Origin of the sequence: Natronospirillum operosum, assembly GCF_004768465.1 — a bacterium.
GTDB lineage: Bacteria > Pseudomonadota > Gammaproteobacteria > Pseudomonadales > Natronospirillaceae > Natronospirillum > Natronospirillum operosum.
The window spans coordinates 210,803-228,319 of sequence record NZ_SRMF01000002.1; the positions used below are offsets into that span (position 1 = coordinate 210,803).

The window sequence follows — 17,517 nt, forward strand, 5'->3', positions numbered from 1 at the left end:
TCTCCTAACCCAGTTTGATATCGGCGCCTACAAGCTTGTTGTAGGCCCAGTAAAGAATCAGCACGCTCACCAGCAGCATGGTGCCCAATGCGGCCGCCAACCCCCAGTTCAACGAGTTCTGCATGTGGTAGGCAATCATGTTGGAAATCATGCGACCCGACTGACCGCCCACCAGTGCCGGCGTGATGTAGTAGCCGATGGAAATAATGAACACCAGCACACCGCCCGCGCCGATGCCGGGCACCGTCTGCGGCACATAGACGCGCCAGAACGCCGTCCAGTTGTTGGCCCCCAGGCTGCGCGCCGCGCGCATGTAGGAGGGCGGAATGGTCTTCATGACGCTGTACAGCGGCAACACCATGAACGGCAGCAGAATATGCGTCATGGCGATGATGGTGCCGGTCATGTTGTACATCAGACTGAGTCGATTCCCCGAGTCCAGGATGCCCAGTGCCACCAGACTGGAATTGATCACGCCCTGCTGCTGCAACAGCACGATCCAGGACGTGGTCCGTACCAGCAGCGAGGTCCAGAACGGCAGCAGCACCATGATCATCAGCAGGTTGGCATAGCGCATGGGCAGATGCGCCATCCAGAAGGCAATCGGGAAGCCCAGCAGCAGGGTCAGCACCAGAATGGCGGCGCTCATGGCGAAGGTACGCCCGAACAACGTCATGTAGATGCGCTGCTGCTCGGGCCGGCGTACAATATTGCCGTCGGCGTCGTAGGCGCGATCCGTGGCCGCCACATAGTAGGACAGCGTCAGCGGTCTGCCTTCACGCTGAATAATCTGATACAGGCGCGGGTTCTGCCAGAGCCGGTCCGACTCCAGGAACTGCTCGCGATAGGGCGCGTCCATGGTGGCTACACTGCGCGCCTTGCGGCTCAGGGCGCCGCGGGCACCACTGATTTCGTAATTGAGTCGAACCGCCAGGGGCCCCACTCGTCTGTTCTGTTGCGCTTCCCGCAGATCTTCTGCGAGCGCGGCAAAAACCGGTTCATCCGGTATGTTCTGACCATCCCATTCCTGCATGGCTTCGAGTGTGCGCGGGAGGGTGTTTATAATGGTCGGATTGTCGACGCTGCGCCACATCATCTGCCCGATAGGGATCACGAAACTGATCAGCAAAAAAGCCAGCAGGGGACTCACAAACAGAAAGGCGATAATCTTGCGACGCCGCTCGGCGGATCGCAGACTGGCTTGCAGCGGTCGGCCATCAGCCGTCACCAACTTGCCATCGCGCCTGTGGTCGTCCGATGATGATGCACTTGCGCTCTGTTGCATTGCAGACTCACTCCACAGCAGGAAAATCATCAGCACCCGACCCGGGGCCGGGCACTGACAGCTTTATCGAAATCTGTGGTGACGCCCACCTGCCCGCAGGCAGGCAGACGTCACCAGGGTGTTGCTTACTGGAGCATCCAGTTGGCGAAGCGCTCACGCAGTTCGTCGCCGTAGTCGGTCCAGAAGTCGTTGTCCAGCAGGATCGGCGAGAAGTAGTTGTCCGGGTTGGTCGGCATGTGTTCGTTCATGTCGATACCCAGATCAGCATGCTCGGCTACCAGCGGCGCTGAAGACGCACGGGCCGGACCATAGGAGATGTACTTGGCCTGATCCGCCAGACGCTGGGTGTCAGTCGCCCAGTACAGGTACTCCATGACCGCGTCCACGTTGTCGCCGTAAGGCACAACCCAGCCGTCCCACTCGACTACCTGACCGTCCCAGATGATTTCGAACGGCTGACCTTCAACCTCGGAAGCATCAAAGATACGGCCGTTGTAACCGGTGGAGAAAGCCACTTCCTGATCTGCCAGCAACTGCGGTGACTGTGCACCTTCAGTCCAGAACACCAGTTCATCCTTGATGGTATCCAGCTTGGCGAACGCACGGTCCTGACCTTCCGGTGTGGACAGCACGTCATAGATGTCGTCCGGATGCACGCCATCAGCATACAGGGCCCATTCCAGGTTCACGCCGGGGCGGTCCTGAATGGCACGACGGCCAGGGAAATCTTCCACGTTGAAGAAGTCGTCAATGCTGGAAGGCATCGCATCTTCCGGGAACATTTCAGTGTTGAAGGCAATGATGGTGGAGTAAACAATCTGGGGAATGAAGCACTCACCCAGGCTGCCCGGCAGGAAGTCTTCGCTCGCTGCAGTACCATCCGGCGCGGCCGCCAGCACTTCATCGTGATCGATCGGCATGATGATGCCTTCGTCACAGGCCAGCTGCGCGTCGGAAGGCAGCATGTCAACCAGATCCCAGCTGACGTTGCCCGCCTGGCTCTGCGCCCGCAGGCCGGCCAGTGCATTGGCAGAACCGTCGTCGTTGACGATCTCGACGTTCGGGTTCATTTCCATGTACGGCTGGTGATAAGCCCGGTTCTGACTTTCTGTATAGGCACCACCCCAGGAGACGATGGTCAGACTCACTGGGCCCTCGGCCTGATCCTCGGGCGCAGGGCGCAGGAAGTAGTAGGCGATGCCAATCAGTACAATCGCGATGACCGCGACCAGTACTGCTGTTTTGGTATTTTTCATTGGGTCGTTCCTCGTTTACCAAATGATCGGGCACTGCTCACCAGTGCCCGGGTTCTATTGCTCAGCGACAGGGTCGCTGGACTCAGTCGCTGTGTACCGGACCGTCTTCCGACAGGTCCAGCGCACGACAGTCTTCTGCCGCCCAGCCAACCTTGACCGGTTGGCCGACTTTCAAAGTCAGTTTGCTGGAAGCGTTGGGCAGTTTGATAATGAAATCATCATGCCCACAGATATTCATGCGGGCCCGAATGTGATCACCCAGGTAGATCAGCTCTTCCACCTTGCCATCGAAACAGTTGACCGGCTGGCTGTCACCATTTCCGATGGTGAAGGCCCGCTCGGGCCGCAGTGACAGCGTGGTCTGATCACCCTGACCGCTGGCGCAGACATTCTTCGCCTGTACCAGTGACCCATCTTCCAGGCGCACACTGACCTTGTCTTCAGAGTACTCCTCCACGGCACCGGTCATGCGGTTGTTCTCACCGATAAAGGCCGCCACAAAGGCGTTCTCCGGCCGCTCATACAGGTCAGCCGGGGCTGCCAGCTGCTGGATACGGCCATCATTGAACACGGCAATCCGGTCCGACATGGTCAGCGCTTCGGTCTGATCATGGGTGACATAGACGACGGTGACCCCCAGCTGTTCATGCAGATGCTTGATCTCGTACTGCATGGTTTCGCGCAGGTTCTTGTCCAGCGCCCCCAGGGGTTCATCCATCAGTACCAGCTCCGGCTCGAACACCAGGGCCCGGGCCAGCGCCACGCGCTGTTGCTGGCCGCCGGACAACTGTGCCGGCCGCCGGTTGGCAAAGGCCTCCATCTGCACCATGGCCAGCGCCCGGCGGATTTTCTCTTCGCGTTCGCTCTTGCCCATCTGCCGGACTTCCAGCGGAAAGGCCAGATTTTCGCCGATGGTCATGTGCGGAAACAGGGCATAGTTCTGAAACACCATGCCGATGCCGCGTTTGTGCGGTGGGATATTGTTGATGGCCACGCCATCAATGCGTATCTCACCGAAGGTGGATGTTTCGAAACCTGCCAGCATCATCAGGCAGGTTGTCTTGCCGGACCCGGAAGGGCCCAGCATGGTCAGGAACTCACCCTTCTCGATGGAGAGGTTGAGATCCTTGACCACGAGCTCTTCACCATCATAGGTTTTTTGCACGCGGTCGAATACGACATACGGGTTGGCGGTGTCAACGTGCTCCAAGGGAGGACTCCTCTACGACATTATCTGATCGCTTCCAATGCACTCACACGCTGACGGCACTCGGCATCGCAGACCCCACGCGGCGGTCACACGAGTCGATGCGCGTCAAGTTGTCAGTTCCCAGCCTGGATGCTGGTGTATTTTCCGGGTTCGGACCTTGTTCTTGTTGGGCGTCCACTCCGGAAGGCCAGCAGTGAACAGTGATCAGACTGTCCTGCTTGACCTGTTTGCCGGGCCGACTCAAAGGATTGACCGCTGGATTCTGCTCTGCCTGGCAGCTTGATCTCAGCCGACTCCCTTTAAGCCTCCTATACATTTAAATTTTTCAGTCCGATAGCGCAAGGGATAGAACCATTTTTTTTCGCGCCAGGGCAATGTGCCATCCCACCGGATAACACCGGGATGTCTGCTCAGATGGCGGCATCTCGGGCCTGTTGCAAATAATGTTCACGCAATTTTCGGGCCATCGGCCCCGGTTGGCCATCACCAATCTTTACACCATCCACAGTGACCACCGGCATCACGAAGGTGGTAGCCGATGTAACAAAGGCTTCGTCAGCCGCCTGAGCCTCGGCCACGGTGAAGGGACGCTCTTCGAGCTCGAGGCCGGTTTCCGCCGCCAAAGCGAGCACGGCCGTCCGCGTGATGCCCTGCAGGATAGCATGTCCTGCCTGACGGGTAATCAGGCGCCGCCCGGCAATGATATAGGCATTGTTGGAGGTGCCCTCGGTGACCAGACCATCCTCCACCATCCAGGCGTCATGGGCGCCCGCCCGTTTGGCCATCATCTTACCCATGGAGGAGTACAGCAACTGCACCGTCTTGATATCGCGCCGCTGCCAGCGCAGGTCATCAATGGTGATGATATCCAGGCCGCGCTCGACCAGCGGATTGTCGACCAGCGACCTGGCCTGGGTGAACATGACCACGCCGGGCGTCAGCCCCTCGGACCAGGCAAAGTCGCGGTCTTCCGCCCCCCGGGTCACCTGCAGGTAGACCAGGCCCTCACGCAGCCGATTCCGGTGCACCAGGTCACGCTGCAACTGCAGCCATTCTTCCTCGGTATGCGGGCTGGCAATATCCAGCTCGCTCAGTGAACGATGCAGGCGCCGACAGTGGCCCGCAAAATCGACCAGCTTGCCTTCCAGCACCGTGACAACCTCATAGACACCGTCCGCCATCAGGAAACCGCGGTCAAATACCGAGATGGTTGCGGCCTCTTCCGGCACCCAGTCCCCGTTCACATAGACTGTTCTGCTCATTTCAAATACTCCTTTTCAGACCCTGAAAGCCATCAGCCCCAGAGCCCCGGGGTCGAAGGATGGACACCGGCCGCGTCAAAATGCAGTGCTTCCGGTCGATCTTCGGCCAGCAGCAATGGCCCATCCAGATCGGTAATGGCTGCGCCCTGCGCCACCAGCACAGCCGGCGCCATGGCCAGCGAGGACCCCACCATGCAGCCCACCATGATGTCATAGCCCTGCCGTTGCGCCTCTGCCTTCAGCGCCAGCGCCTCGGTGAGACCGCCCGTCTTGTCCAGTTTGATATTGATCATGTCGTAGCGCCCGGCCAGCGCGGGCAGACTGGCCCGGTCATGGCAGGATTCATCAGCGCACACCGGCAGCGGCCGTTCAATCTCGCCGAGCAGTTCATCGTCACCGGCCGGCAGCGGTTGTTCCACCATGGTCACACCGAGCCGCAGCAGGTGCGGCGCCAGATCCTGATAGACCTCGGCCGACCAGCCTTCATTGGCATCGACAATGATGCGCGACTCCGGCGCCCCGGCCCGCACCGCTTCCAGCCGGGGCATGTCATCCGGTGTGCCCAGCTTGATTTTCAGCAGCGGCCGCTGCGCATGGCGGCGCGCCGCCGCCTGCATGCGTTCCGGTGTATCCAGCGACAGCGTGAAGGCGGTGATCTCGGGTCCGGGCGCGGCCAGGCCCGCCAGTTGCCAGACGCGTTGTCCGCGCTGGCGGGCTTCCAGATCCCAGAGTGCACAGTCCACCGCATTGCGCGCGGCGCCGGCAGGCAGCAGGTGCTGCAGCGCGGCGCGATCAAATTCCGCCGGCAAGCCCTCTATCTGCGCCTGCACCGAGGCCAGGGTTTCATCATAGCGGGCATAGGGCACACATTCACCGCGCCCGATGTGCCCCCCGGAGGCGATCTCGACCATCAGCACCTCCGCATGTGTGCGCGAACCGCGCGCGATGGTAAAGACCTCGGCCAGCCGAAACGACTGGGTACTGACGCGGACCCGGAGCGCACTCATGTTCGTGCCCTCATGTCAGCGCCTCCAGCGCTTCCACCAGACGCGCGGCCCCATAACGATAGGGGTCCACGGTCGGCAAGCCCATGCGGGCTTCGACCTCGGTCAGATATTTCTCCGCCAGTGCTTCGGTCAGGCCGGCGGTATTGACCGAAATACCGACCACCTGGCAGGCCGGGTTGGCGATGTGTGCCATCTGCAATGACAGGTCCCGCAGCGCCTCCAGTGACGGCAGCGCATAGCCCGGCAAGCCGCGCATGTGCTCGCGCGTCGGCTCATGGCAGAGAATCAGGGCATCCGGCTGGCCGCCATGAATCAGCGCCATGGTGACGCCGGAATAGGACACATGGTAGAGCGACCCCTGGCCCTCGATCAGGTCCCAGTGGTCCGGGTCATTGTCCGGCGTCAGCCATTCCACCGAGCCGGCCATGAAATCCGCCACCACGGCATCCAGCGGAATACCCTCACCGGTGATCAGAATGCCCGTCTGCCCGGTGGCCCGAAAGCTGGCCTTCATGTGGCGGGCCTTCATCTCGCGGTGCATGGCCAGGCCGGTGTACATCTTGCCCACCGAGCAGTCTGTGCCCACGGCCAGACAACGCTTGCCGGTTCTCTTCACGCCGTTGGCGATGGGGTATTCCACCTGCGGCACCCGCACATCGAACAACTGCCGACCGTATTTTTCGGCAGCAGCCGCCAGACACGGCTCATCACGCAGCAGATTATGCAGGCCGGAGGCCAGATCAAAGCCGGTAGCCAGCGCTTCTTCGAGCACGTCCAGCCAGGCCTCGGAAATCACCCCGCCGCGATTGGCCACCCCGACCACCAGGGTCTCGGCCCCGGCGTCCCGCGCTGCCTGCAGCGTCATCTCGGGCAGACCGAGATCCGCCTTGCAGCCAGGCAGGCACAACTGCCCCAGTGCATATTCGGGGCGCCAGTCCCTGATACCCTGCGCTACCTTGGCTGCCAGCGCATCAGGCGCATCGCCGAGAAACAACAGATAGGGTGTCTTGATCATGTTACAGCGCTCCATATTCAGCGACCGGTGGTCAATTGCAAATTGCCCTCATGATAGAGGAGGCTGAGCAAATAGTCAGGCGCCTTTGGACACGACTCTGTCGTCGGTGGGAAATACCGCCCGCCGCAAACTGCCATGATGCCATCAGGGCAGTTGCTTCGGGTGCCGCAGGCGGCTTCCATCAACTCAGAACAGACAAGAGGCGCGACCATGGCATCTTTTCCCTCCGACATCGAGATAGCGCGCGGAGCCGACATCAAACCCATCACGGAAGTAGCCGCAGGCCTGGACATTCCGGCTGATGCCCTGCTCCAGTACGGCCACTACAAGGCCAAACTGTCCGAACCGTTTCTGCGCCAGACCGGCAGCCGGGATGACGGCAAGCTGATTCTGGTCACGGCCATCACCCCGACCCCGGCCGGCGAAGGCAAGACCACCACCTCGGTCGGTCTCGGTGATGCGCTCAACCGCATCGGCAAGAAGACCATCACCTGCCTGCGCGAGCCCAGCCTGGGCCCCTGCTTTGGCGTCAAGGGCGGTGCGGCCGGGGGCGGCTATGCGCAGGTGATTCCGATGGAAGACATCAACCTGCATTTCACCGGCGATTTCCACGCCATCGGCAGCGCCCACAACCTGCTGGCCGCCCTGGTGGACAACCACATTCACTGGGGCAACGAGCTGAACATCGACCCGCGCCGCATTTATCTGCGCCGGGTGGTGGACATGAACGACCGCGCCCTGCGGCACATCATCAACAGTCTGGGCGGCGTCGGCAACGGCTATGTGCGCGAGGACGGTTTCGACATCACCGTCGCCTCCGAGGTCATGGCCATCTTCTGTCTGTCGCGCTCACTGCAGGAACTGGAAACGCGGCTGGGCAACATCATTGTGGCGCAGACTCGCGACAGGGAACCGGTCACGGCGGCCCAGCTCAAGGCCAATTCGGCCATGACCGTGCTCCTGCGTGAAGCATTCAGCCCCAATCTGGTGCAAACTCTGGAGAACAACCCGGCCTTTATTCATGGCGGCCCCTTCGCCAATATTGCCCATGGCTGCAACTCAGTGATGGCCACCACCACCGCCCTGAAGATGGCAGACTATGTGGTGACCGAGGCCGGCTTCGGCGCCGACCTGGGGGCGGAAAAATTCTTCAACATCAAGTGCCGCAAGGCCGGGCTGCATCCCAATGCGGCTGTGGTGGTGGCCACCGCCCGGGCACTGAAGATGCACGGCGGCGTGGGCAAGGATGACCTCGGCCAGGAGAACGTCGAGGCAGTGCTGCAGGGCGGCGAAAACCTGGCCCGGCATATCCGCAATGTCAAGACCTTCGGGGTGCCCGTGGTGGTGGCCATCAACCGCTTCCACAACGACACCGATGCCGAACTGGCAGCGATTCGCGAGGTGGCCGCCGAACAGGGCGCCGAGGCCTTTGTCTGCACCCACTTTACCGATGGCAGCGCCGGCGCCGAGGATCTGGCCCGGGCGGTGGCAAAACTGGCCGACAGCGGCGCCAGCCAGTATGCCCCCCTGTACAGCGACGAACTGCCCCTGTGGGAAAAGATCCGCACCATTGCCACCACCCTGTATGGCGCCCACGACATCATGGCCAACCAGAAGGTGCGTGATCAGATTCATGAATTCCAGGAGTCGGGCTACGGGCACTTCCCGATCTGCATGGCCAAGACGCAGTACAGCTTTTCCACCGACCCGGACCTGAAAGGTGCGCCCTTTGATCATGAGGTGCCGATCCGCGAGGTGCGGCTGTCCGGCGGTGCCGAATTTCTGGTTGTGGTCTGTGGCGATGTAATGACCATGCCCGGGCTGCCGCGCGTGCCTTCGGCGGAGCATATCGGGCTGGATGCCGAAGGCAATATTGTGGGACTTTCCTGAGGAGCATTACCATGACTACCAGAACCCGACGCCGCCGCGGTGGCGGCAGCGCTGATCGCCGGGCCAGAGCGTCCGCTCCGGTCGACATCGTGCCCTACATTACCCGGCAGATTCCGGTATTCGAGGTGCTGGGCGAGGATGGCCTGGCGCTGATCGAACACAATGCCGACCGCATTCTGGAAGAGATCGGCATCGAGTTCCGGGGCGACCCGGAAGCGCTCGACCTGTGGCGTCAGGCCGGTGCCGATGTACAGGGAGAACGCGTGCGCATGCCGAAGGGCCTGTGCCGTCAACTGATTCAGGACCATGCACCACGCGAGTTTACCCAGATTGCGCGGAACCCGGAGCGCAATGTGCAGATCGGCGGCAACAACACGGTGTTTGCGCCGGCCTATGGCAGCCCCTTTGTGCGCGATCTGGACCAGGGTCGCCGCTATGCGACCATCGAGGACTTCCGCAATTTCGTCAAGCTGGCCTACATGACACCCAGCATCCACCATTCGGGCGGCACCATCTGCGAGCCGGTCGACCTGCCGGTGAACAAGCGCCACTTCGACATGGTCTACAGCCATATGAAGTATTCCGACAAGCCGTTCATGGGGTCGGTCACGCATCCCGAGCGCGCTCAGGACACGGTGGAGATGGCGAAGATACTGTTCGGTGAACGCTGGCTGAACCCGGAAACGGGCGAGCCCAACACAGCGGTGATCAACCTGATCAACGCCAATTCGCCGATGACCTTCGACGAAACCATGCTGGGGGCGGCCAAGGTCTATGCGCGCAACAATCAGGCCTGCATCATTTCGCCGTTCATTCTGGCCGGCGCCATGTCGCCGGTAACGGTAGCCGGCACGGCCACCCAGACGCTGGCCGAAGCCATGGCCGGCATGGCCTTCTGCCAACTGGTCAAGCCGGGCGCACCGGTGGTGTTCGGCAGCTTTGCCAGTTCCATGTCCATGCAGTCCGGCGCCCCGACCTTCGGCACCCCCGAGCCGGCTCTGGTGCTGTATGTGATGGCCAATCTGGCGCGGCGTCTGGGCGTGCCGTTCCGTTCCGGCGGCTCCCTGACAGCGTCCAAGATTCCCGATGCGCAGGCGGCGACGGAAAGCGCCAATACGCTGTTGCCGACCACACTGGCCGGGGTGAACTTTGTGCTGCACGCTGCCGGCTGGCTGGAAGGCGGCCTGGCTATGGGTTACGAGAAGTTCATTCTGGACACGGACCAGACGGGCATGATGCAGACGCTGCTGAAGGGCGTCGACCTGAGCGAGAACGGTCAGGCCATGGATGCCATCCACGAGGTGGGGCCGGGCAGCCATTATCTGGGTTGTTCGCACACCCAGGCCAACTTCCAGACGGCGTTCTATCGCTCGACGGTGGCGGACAACAACAGCTTCGAGCAGTGGGATGCCGACGGCTCACTGGAGGCGGCTCAGCGCGCCAATGCACGCTGGAAGAAGCTGCTGGCGGAGTATGCAGCCCCCGAGCTCGACCCGGCCGTCGATGCGGCACTGGTGGCCTGGATGGACCAGCGCAAGGCCGAGTTCCCGGACTCCAATATCTCGTGAGGCGGCGGCTGTAGGCTGTGGCCCTCGGCCACGCATGGCGCCGACAGGCGCCCCTTTGTCCGCTACTTGTGGTGCCGGTCGGACCGTTGCCAGGCTCGGGGCTGTCTGACCGCCATATGGTGCTCGGTTACCGTCGCCACGCTCGGGCACATGCCCTGTGAGACACGCAAAATACGGCATCCATGCCAGTTCGGAGGCACATCACGCCACCCTCCGGCGTCTGCGCCGGCGACGACCACCACCCTCGCTGCCGTCGTCGCGCTCGATGAACCGGGGTTCGGGCAGGGTGAACCTGCCGCGCAGGTGGGGAAAGCCGTCGGTCTTGTGCGGTATCGCCATCGCATTGATGAAGTGCTCCTGAAACCGGGGTTCGACGGCGGTTTCGATCTTCTCCACCTGCTGCACCTGATCCTCTATTTCCAGCCGCGCCTTCTTGTTCAGCAGCGCAATGCGCGCGCCGGTGCTGGCCGCGTTGCCCACCGACTTGACGTTCTCCAGCGGACAGTCCGGAATCATGCCCAGCACCATGGCGTATTTGACATCGATGTGGCTGCCGAAGGCCCCGGCCAGGCCGATCCGCTCCACCGAATCCACACCCAGCTTGTCCATCAGCAGCCGGATGCCGGCATAAAGCGCCGCCTTGGCCAGTTGAATGGCGCGCACGTCATTCTGGGTAATGCTCAGGGTGCGATCGTCGCTCTGATCCAGTACATAGGACCAGGTACGGCCATCGGCCACGATGCGCTCACTGCGCGCCGCCAGACTGCCGTCGATGATGCCGTCCTGAGTGATGATGCCGGCCAGATACAGCTCGGCCATCACCTCGATGATGCCGGAACCACAGATGCCGGTAACGCCTGTTTTCTGTACCACCGCGTCAAACCCCGGCTCGTTGGACCAAAGATCACTGCCGATAACCTTGAAACGCGGCTCAAGCGTATCCGGGTCGATACGCACCCGTTCGATGGCGCCGTTGGCCGCGCGCTGCCCGCAGCTGATCTGGGCGCCCTCGAAGGCCGGGCCGGTGGGGCTGGAACAGGCCAGCACCCGCTCGCGGTTGCCCAGCACGATTTCGGCATTGGTGCCGACATCAACCAGCAGCGTCAGTTCTTCCGTCAGGTAGGGTGTCTCCGACAGTATGATGGCCGCCGTATCGGCACCCACATGGCCGGCGATGCAGGGCAGCACATAGACCCGTGCATTGGGGTGAATGAACAGATCGAGCTCGGTAGCCTGCAGGCCGGACACACTGTCGCCGGTGGCCAGCGCAAAGGGCGCGCCGCCCAGTTCGATCGGGTTCACGCCCAGCAGCAGGTGATGCATGATGGGGTTGCCGACAAAGGTGGCCTCGATGATTTCGGTCAGGGCAATGCCGGCCTCGGTGGCCAGATCCAGCGCCAGATCATTGATCGCCTGGCGCACTTCACGCGTCATGTCCTCGTTGCCGCCCGGGTTCATCATCACGTAGGACACCCGGCTCATCAGATCTTCACCATAGCGGATCTGCGGATTCATGCGCCCGGCCGAGGCCACGACCTCACCGCTCTGCAGGTTGCACAGGTGGGCGGCGATGGTGGTGGAACCCACATCCACCGCCATGCCGTAGATGCGGCTCTGAAAGCCGGGCCAGACGGCAATGATGCGCTGGTCGTCATAGATGGCGGCGGTGACCTTCCAGTCGCCGGTGCGCAGCGCGGCCTGAATTTCCTGTACCACGCGGATGTCCGACCACAGATTCTCCAGCCGCCATTCGAAGTCCAGAGCCTCCTTGAGGCGGCGCAGGTCGGAGGTGGGCAGGTGCATGTCGGGCTGCTGCACTTCGACATAATAGAGGCGAATCATGGGGTCGAGTTCGATGTCGAACACCTCGGCCCGCTTGCGCACGATCTGGCGGTGCACCTGACTTTCCGGCGGCACGTCAATGACGCAGTTGCCCTGCAACTGCGAGGAACAGCTCAGGCGCCGCCCGGGCTTGAGTTCGCCGCGGCGGCGAATGTAGGCCTGTTCGTTCTCGGCGACCGGGCTCAGGCTGTCGGCGCGCGAAGATATGCCGTGCTTGGAGAACTCGCCTTCACAGACCGTGACCTGACAGCGCCCGCACAGGCCACGGCCGCCGCAGACGGAATCGATGTCCACGCCCAGAGCACGCGCCGCCTGCAGCAACGGCGTGCCTACCGGAAAGCGCCCGCGCCGCCCGGAGGGGGTAAATACAACCAGCGCGTCCTGTTCCGACATGTCTGTTCTCCTGCCCGAATTGATTGGCCGCCTTGTTTGTAGGCTGTGGCCCTTGGCCACGCACTGCACCAAAGCGGCGGAAGGCACCGTACCTATGCCGCCTGCTGCGGGGTACCCTGACCGCAGACACGCAAAAAACGGCATCCATGCCAGCTCGACTGCGCACATCCATGTGCGCAGACGGTCTGCGGATCAGGGCACCGCCGCGCGGCGGCCGCACCCTCAGTGCCACCGTCTGCCACCTCTCTGTAGCGAGGGACGCAAGTCCCGACTGGGCCCGCATGAAGGGCAGCTTCCGCCGCCCATCGCGACTCGCGTCGCTCGCTACATGAGCACGGGGCGGCATTCATGGAGTCGCCTGCCGGGTGCATGCATTGTGAGACCGTTTGCGGCCAGGGACGGCCGCAACCGAGCTGGCATGGATGCCGTTTTTTGCGTGTCTCACAGGCATGTACCCGAGCCTGGCGACGGTCCGACTGGCACCCGGTCTACCGATGGCCTCGGTGTCTATGCGTGGCCAAGGGCCACAGCCTACAGGGTGGCACTGCCTGACTTTAAGCCGAAGCCCGCCGCCGCCGGGTCTGGCGGCGGCCGCGGCCAGCGCTGCCGTCAGCATTGGCCGCCGGCGGTTCGCGGAACTTCTGAATCCAGCGCCCGCAGTCCGGGTCGTGCCCCATCAGCACATCCGCCCCCATGATCGACGTCATGATCTCGGCATGCAGCGGATTGGTGATCGCCGACGTCATGCCGGAGGCAATGGCCATGCTCATGAAGGACGCATTGATGCCATTGCGGTTGGGCAGCCCGAAGCTCACATTCGACGCCCCGCAGGTGGTGTTCACCTTCAGTTCCCGCTGCAGTCGATAGCACAGCTCGAACACCTGCCGCCCCGCCGTGCGCACCGCCCCGATCGGCATCACCAGCGGGTCCACCACCACATCACTGGCCGGGATGCCGTAATCCGCCGCCCGCTCCACTATTCTTTTCGCTATCGAAAACCGCACCTCCGGATCTTCCGAAATGCCGGTTTCATCATTGCTGATCGCCACCACCGCCGCACCGTACTTCTTCACCAGTGGCAGCACCGCTTCCATGCTCTCCTCTTCTCCGGTCACCGAATTGACCAGCGCCTTGCCCTGATAGACCTCCAGACCCGACTTGAGTGCATCACGAACCGAGGAATCAATCGACAGCGGCACATCGGTCAGCGACTGCACCAGCTTGATGGTTGCGGCCAGAATCGCCGGCTCATCTGCCAGTGGAATACCGGCATTGACGTCAAGCATGTGTGCACCGGCGGCAATCTGGGCGCGCGCATCCTGTTCCACCCGGGAAAAGTCCCCGGCCGCCATTTCGGCCGCCAGTTGCTTGCGGCCGGTCGGGTTGATGCGTTCCCCAATCACCACAAAGGGGCGATCAAAGCCGATAACGACCTCTTTCCTGTGTGAACTGATGATGGTGTCGGTCATAGGGTTTCCTCCTGCAGTGCGTCCGGGGATTCGGGGTTGAGTTCTTCGGGGTTGTCACGACCGGGGTACCAGGGCACACGCCCTGCCAGCACTCCGGTCTGTTCGATGATTTCGGCCACCGTGTGTTCCTGCCGGTAGGCCATGACATGCACACCACTGACACCGGGGATCTGGCGAATCTGGTGAATCAGATCCTTGCACACGGCAACGCCCTCGGCCTTCTGATTCTGCGCGCCTTCGATACGCTCGATGATGGCATCGGGAATATGCACGCCGGGGACATTGGCGCGAATCCAGCGCGCAGCCCGGGCCGAGGCCAGCGGCCCCACACCGACCAGGATGAACACCCGGTCCGGCCCTTCCAGCAGGCCGAGATCACTGACCTTGCGCATGAAATTGCGCAGCAGGTCGATATCGAAGCAGTACTGGGTCTGGATGAACTGGGCGCCGGCAGCCACCTTCTTGGCCAGCCGATGCGGGCGAAAATCCAAAGGTGGGACGAAGGGGTTCTCCGCCGCGCCAAGAAACACCCGCGGCGGCAGGTCCAGCTTGCGGCCGCTCTGAAAGCGGGATTCGTCGCGCATGGTGCGGGCTATCTCCAGCAGCGACATGCTGTCCAGATCGAACACCGGCTTGGCGCCCGGATGATCCCCGGCCTGCACGCCGTCACCGGTCAGACAGAGGATGTTGCAGGCGCCCATGGCGGCGGCACCCAGAATCTCGCCCTGAATGGCGATACGGTTCCGGTCGCGGCAGGAAATCTGCAAGATGGTCGCGTAGCCCACCCGGGTCAGCAGAGAGCACACGCCCACACTGGACATATGGCAGTTCGCGCCGGAGCCATCGGTGGCATTGATGGCGTCCACATAGCCATCAAAGATGGCCGCCCGCTTCAGCACCTCGGCCGGGTCGGCGGAGTCCGGTGGGTCGATCTCGGTGGTGACGGCGAAGCAACCGGCACGCAATACTCGCTCCAGCCGCCCGGGCGAGTAATGGCCGGGCAGGATCGGCAGCGAGTAACCCGGAATCGGCTCGTCATCAAACTTCATGCCGAGGGCTCCCCGTGCGACTGGCCTGGTGTGTGGCCGGAGCGGGCGATCAGACGTTCCTGCCGTTTCTGCCGCGATACCCGCAGCCAGGACGAGGTGTTCTGGAACTGAAAGTCCACCGGTGGCTGTACCTGGTGAATACGCGCGCCTCCCTGCTCGGTCATGCGCTGACTGCCTTCCCAGGCTTCCACCCAGACGCACTTCATGTCGGGCTTCACTTCACAGTGACCGTTGGCTCGCACCCCGCCACAGGGGCCGTTGCGCAGGTTCTTGGGGCAGTTCATCGGGCAGGCCATGCCAGTGCTGCTCAGCGCGCACTGGCCGCACATTCGGCAGTCGAACAACCAGCCCTTCAGGCCACGCTCCACTGCGGCCACCGGTTTTTCCAGACGTCCATAACCCAACCGCCGCCACAGCGGGTCCAGACGCGTAAACAGCGGCTCGAAGACGTTGTAGGTCCTCTCCATCAGGCGGGCATGGCGCACCGCCCAGCGTCTGACTGAGTACATGGCAGTGGCCTCCGTGATTCAGTGGTGACCCGCACTGGCCGGCACATCACCGGCCTCCGGTTCATACAGCCCCTTGTTGCGGATCATGCGTTTGAGATCATCATCGCTGTACAGGGCCTCCAGGCGTTCCGCTTCGGTGCGCGCTTCGCCTTCGATATCGTCGCCACAGGGCCGGGGCTGGCTGCGCTGCCAGTCGGCCAGATAGGCATCGGAGCTGCCCTTGCCGGCCCGCATGGCGGCCCTGTCGATGGCCCACTGGAAGCGGTCCGACAACTGGACACGGGCGCTGCGACGCCCCTTCTTGCAGATGATCTGGGCGGGTATGTCCCGCCACAGAACGGTAATCAACTGGGCCATGACAGAGACTCCTGCGTGGTGGACACCGGTGGTGGTTGGGATACAAAGCGCAGCACCCGGGTTTCCAGCGCGCCGAGCCCGGTATGCAGTTGTGCAAACTCGAGACCCAACGCTTCGGCGGCGGCACGAGCGCGTGTTGCCAGCGCGCTGTCGCCGGTCTGGGTCAGCCACAGCACCCGGCGATAGTGGCCAAAATAGAGATCCCGCAGTTCAGGATGGGCACGCAGACCCAGTTCACGCATGACGAGACGTTCAAAGTGACGGGCGAGGAAATCGGTCAGATAGAAGGTGCCAGGTTCGGCGGCGGCCAGGGCATCAAAGCGCTCCGGACCGGCATAGAAGGCATAGCAGTGCGCGCCGGGCAGGCGCTCCACGCCCTCTTCCGCGAGCACGCGATCGAGGGCGCCGCCGGTGCCACAGTCGCCATAGGCGACAAACAGGGCCCGCACCTGCGGGCGGGCCGCCCGAATGGCCTGGCGGACAGCCTCGGGAATGCGCTCCGGGCGATTGTGCAGTTCAGCTGGCAGGCACTGCACCTGAACGCCGGACCAACCGTTGGCGCGCTGCAGCGCCGTGAGCTCATGCGCCAGCGCCCCACAGGCGATGACCTGCAGCGGTTTCATGCGCTGACCCGGTTTTCCCGACGTTGCTGAATCAGGGCCTTGGCCGTTTCCACAGCCACCCCGGCATCGCGGCAATAGGCATCAGCGCCTATGGCCGCACCGAACTCCTCGTTGAGCGGCGCCCCGCCGACCAGCACGATATAATCATCGCGGATGCCCTGCTCGGTCATGGTGTCGATCACCACCTTCATGTAGGGCATGGTGGTGGTGAGCAGTGCCGACATGCCGAGAATATCCGGCTTGTGTTCTGCCAGTGCTTCCAGATAGGTTTCAACGGGGATATTGATGCCGATATCGACGACTTCGAAGCCGGCACCCTCCAGCATCATGGAGACCAGGTTCTTGCCAATATCGTGGATGTCGCCCTTGACGGTGCCGATGACGATCTTGCCTATGCGCTCGACACCGGTCTCTGCCAGTAACGGGCGCAACAACTCCATGCCGCCCTTCATGGCATTGGCCGACATCAGCACTTCGGGGACAAACAGGATACCGTCACGAAAATCGACCCCGACAATGCGCATGCCTTCCACCAGAGCTTCGTCCAGCACCCGATTGGCTGACCAGCCCCGCTCCAGCAGGATCTCGGTGCCTTCCACGATTTCTTCGCGCAGGCCGTTGTAGAGATCATCATGCATCTGCTCGACCAACTCGTCGTCGGGCAGGGTGCTGAGATCCAGATCGTCGTCTTCGTAATCGTCGGTCATGGCTGCCGCTCCTGTGCAAGAGCCCGGGCCTGGCCCGGGAACCACTCTTGCTGGAAGCGTATCCCGCACCGTGGG

The 17,517-nt window shown here is 62.5% G+C and carries 15 protein-coding genes; 2 read left to right on the forward strand and 13 right to left on the reverse strand.

The window, feature by feature from the left end:
- Positions 1 to 4: 4 nt before the first annotated feature.
- The 6 genes from E4656_RS07450 to dgcN form a co-directional block, all read right to left on the reverse strand.
- Positions 5 to 1,285 (reverse strand): ABC transporter permease, encoded by a 1,281-nt coding sequence (locus E4656_RS07450; RefSeq protein WP_135482575.1) that lies wholly within the window; start codon positions 1,283 to 1,285, stop codon positions 5 to 7.
- A gap of 125 nt (positions 1,286 to 1,410) precedes the next feature.
- Positions 1,411 to 2,541 (reverse strand): extracellular solute-binding protein, encoded by a 1,131-nt coding sequence (locus tag E4656_RS07455; protein WP_135482576.1) that lies wholly within the window; start codon positions 2,539 to 2,541, stop codon positions 1,411 to 1,413.
- An 82-nt stretch (positions 2,542 to 2,623) separates the two neighbouring features.
- The gene (locus tag E4656_RS07460) at positions 2,624 to 3,751 is read right to left on the reverse strand and encodes an ABC transporter ATP-binding protein (protein ID WP_135482577.1); all 1,128 of its coding nucleotides are present in this window, start codon (positions 3,749 to 3,751) and stop codon (positions 2,624 to 2,626) included.
- Between the two features lie 410 nt (positions 3,752 to 4,161).
- Positions 4,162 to 5,013 (reverse strand): D-amino-acid transaminase, encoded by an 852-nt coding sequence (locus E4656_RS07465; RefSeq protein ID WP_135482578.1) that lies wholly within the window; start codon positions 5,011 to 5,013, stop codon positions 4,162 to 4,164.
- Between the two features lie 32 nt (positions 5,014 to 5,045).
- A complete protein-coding gene (dgcA, locus tag E4656_RS07470) occupies positions 5,046 to 6,020 on the reverse strand; it encodes an N-acetyl-D-Glu racemase DgcA (RefSeq protein WP_135482579.1) in 975 nt (324 codons plus the stop codon).
- Between the two features lie 10 nt (positions 6,021 to 6,030).
- A complete protein-coding gene (dgcN, locus tag E4656_RS07475) occupies positions 6,031 to 7,035 on the reverse strand; it encodes an N-acetyltransferase DgcN (protein WP_135482580.1) in 1,005 nt (334 codons plus the stop codon).
- A gap of 210 nt (positions 7,036 to 7,245) precedes the next feature.
- Between dgcN and E4656_RS07480 the strand changes: the two genes are divergently transcribed.
- Together E4656_RS07480 and E4656_RS07485 are read left to right on the forward strand one after the other, a co-directional pair.
- On the forward strand, positions 7,246 to 8,925 hold the full coding sequence (locus E4656_RS07480) for a formate--tetrahydrofolate ligase (protein WP_135482581.1): 1,680 nt from the start codon (positions 7,246 to 7,248) through the stop codon (positions 8,923 to 8,925).
- Positions 8,926 to 8,936: 11 nt separating this feature from the next.
- Complete coding sequence (locus tag E4656_RS07485) at positions 8,937 to 10,493, forward strand: trimethylamine methyltransferase family protein (RefSeq protein ID WP_135482582.1); 1,557 nt, start codon at positions 8,937 to 8,939, stop codon at positions 10,491 to 10,493.
- Between the two features lie 201 nt (positions 10,494 to 10,694).
- Here the strand turns inward: E4656_RS07485 and E4656_RS07490 are convergent, their stop codons facing one another.
- The 7 genes from E4656_RS07490 to E4656_RS07520 all read right to left on the reverse strand — a co-directional run bounded on the left by E4656_RS07490 (position 10,695) and on the right by E4656_RS07520 (position 17,442).
- Positions 10,695 to 12,728: an ASKHA domain-containing protein gene (locus tag E4656_RS07490; protein WP_135482583.1), complete on the reverse strand. Its 2,034-nt coding sequence runs from the start codon at positions 12,726 to 12,728 to the stop codon at positions 10,695 to 10,697.
- A gap of 554 nt (positions 12,729 to 13,282) precedes the next feature.
- Positions 13,283 to 14,197 (reverse strand): dihydropteroate synthase, encoded by a 915-nt coding sequence (locus E4656_RS07495; protein ID WP_135482584.1) that lies wholly within the window; start codon positions 14,195 to 14,197, stop codon positions 13,283 to 13,285.
- Complete coding sequence (locus E4656_RS07500) at positions 14,194 to 15,246, reverse strand: methylenetetrahydrofolate reductase (RefSeq protein WP_135482585.1); 1,053 nt, start codon at positions 15,244 to 15,246, stop codon at positions 14,194 to 14,196. The genes E4656_RS07495 and E4656_RS07500 overlap by 4 nt, the downstream gene beginning before the upstream one ends.
- Positions 15,243 to 15,755, reverse strand: coding sequence for a methylenetetrahydrofolate reductase C-terminal domain-containing protein (locus E4656_RS07505; protein WP_135482586.1), 513 nt, complete (start codon positions 15,753 to 15,755; stop codon positions 15,243 to 15,245). Before E4656_RS07505 ends, E4656_RS07500 begins: the two co-directional genes overlap by 4 nt.
- Positions 15,756 to 15,773: 18 nt before the next feature.
- A complete protein-coding gene (locus E4656_RS07510; RefSeq protein WP_135482587.1) occupies positions 15,774 to 16,112 on the reverse strand; it encodes a virulence factor in 339 nt (112 codons plus the stop codon).
- On the reverse strand, positions 16,100 to 16,735 hold the full coding sequence (locus tag E4656_RS07515; RefSeq protein WP_135482588.1) for a DUF1638 domain-containing protein: 636 nt from the start codon (positions 16,733 to 16,735) through the stop codon (positions 16,100 to 16,102). Before E4656_RS07515 ends, E4656_RS07510 begins: the two co-directional genes overlap by 13 nt.
- Entirely contained in the window at positions 16,732 to 17,442 is a 711-nt protein-coding gene (locus E4656_RS07520; RefSeq protein ID WP_135482589.1) for a corrinoid protein, read from the reverse strand. Before E4656_RS07520 ends, E4656_RS07515 begins: the two co-directional genes overlap by 4 nt.
- Between the last annotated feature and the right edge of the window lie 75 nt (positions 17,443 to 17,517).

What these genes read in the sequence shown, in the direction of transcription:
- dgcN (WP_135482580.1), bottom strand. Translation starts at nt 7,035, where the DNA reads ATGATCAAGACACCCTATCTGTTGTTTCTCGGCGATGCGCCTGATGCG.
- E4656_RS07520 (WP_135482589.1), bottom strand. Translation starts at nt 17,442, where the DNA reads ATGACCGACGATTACGAAGACGACGATCTGGATCTCAGCACCCTGCCC.
- E4656_RS07495 (WP_135482584.1), bottom strand. Translation starts at nt 14,197, where the DNA reads ATGACCGACACCATCATCAGTTCACACAGGAAAGAGGTCGTTATCGGC.
- E4656_RS07455 (WP_135482576.1), bottom strand. Translation starts at nt 2,541, where the DNA reads ATGAAAAATACCAAAACAGCAGTACTGGTCGCGGTCATCGCGATTGTA.
- E4656_RS07500 (WP_135482585.1), bottom strand. Translation starts at nt 15,246, where the DNA reads ATGAAGTTTGATGACGAGCCGATTCCGGGTTACTCGCTGCCGATCCTG.
- E4656_RS07505 (WP_135482586.1), bottom strand. Translation starts at nt 15,755, where the DNA reads ATGTACTCAGTCAGACGCTGGGCGGTGCGCCATGCCCGCCTGATGGAG.
- E4656_RS07490 (WP_135482583.1), bottom strand. Translation starts at nt 12,728, where the DNA reads ATGTCGGAACAGGACGCGCTGGTTGTATTTACCCCCTCCGGGCGGCGC.
- E4656_RS07480 (WP_135482581.1), top strand. Translation starts at nt 7,246, where the DNA reads ATGGCATCTTTTCCCTCCGACATCGAGATAGCGCGCGGAGCCGACATC.
- E4656_RS07510 (WP_135482587.1), bottom strand. Translation starts at nt 16,112, where the DNA reads ATGGCCCAGTTGATTACCGTTCTGTGGCGGGACATACCCGCCCAGATC.
- E4656_RS07450 (WP_135482575.1), bottom strand. Translation starts at nt 1,285, where the DNA reads ATGCAACAGAGCGCAAGTGCATCATCATCGGACGACCACAGGCGCGAT.
- E4656_RS07515 (WP_135482588.1), bottom strand. Translation starts at nt 16,735, where the DNA reads ATGAAACCGCTGCAGGTCATCGCCTGTGGGGCGCTGGCGCATGAGCTC.
- E4656_RS07485 (WP_135482582.1), top strand. Translation starts at nt 8,937, where the DNA reads ATGACTACCAGAACCCGACGCCGCCGCGGTGGCGGCAGCGCTGATCGC.
- dgcA (WP_135482579.1), bottom strand. Translation starts at nt 6,020, where the DNA reads ATGAGTGCGCTCCGGGTCCGCGTCAGTACCCAGTCGTTTCGGCTGGCC.
- E4656_RS07465 (WP_135482578.1), bottom strand. Translation starts at nt 5,013, where the DNA reads ATGAGCAGAACAGTCTATGTGAACGGGGACTGGGTGCCGGAAGAGGCC.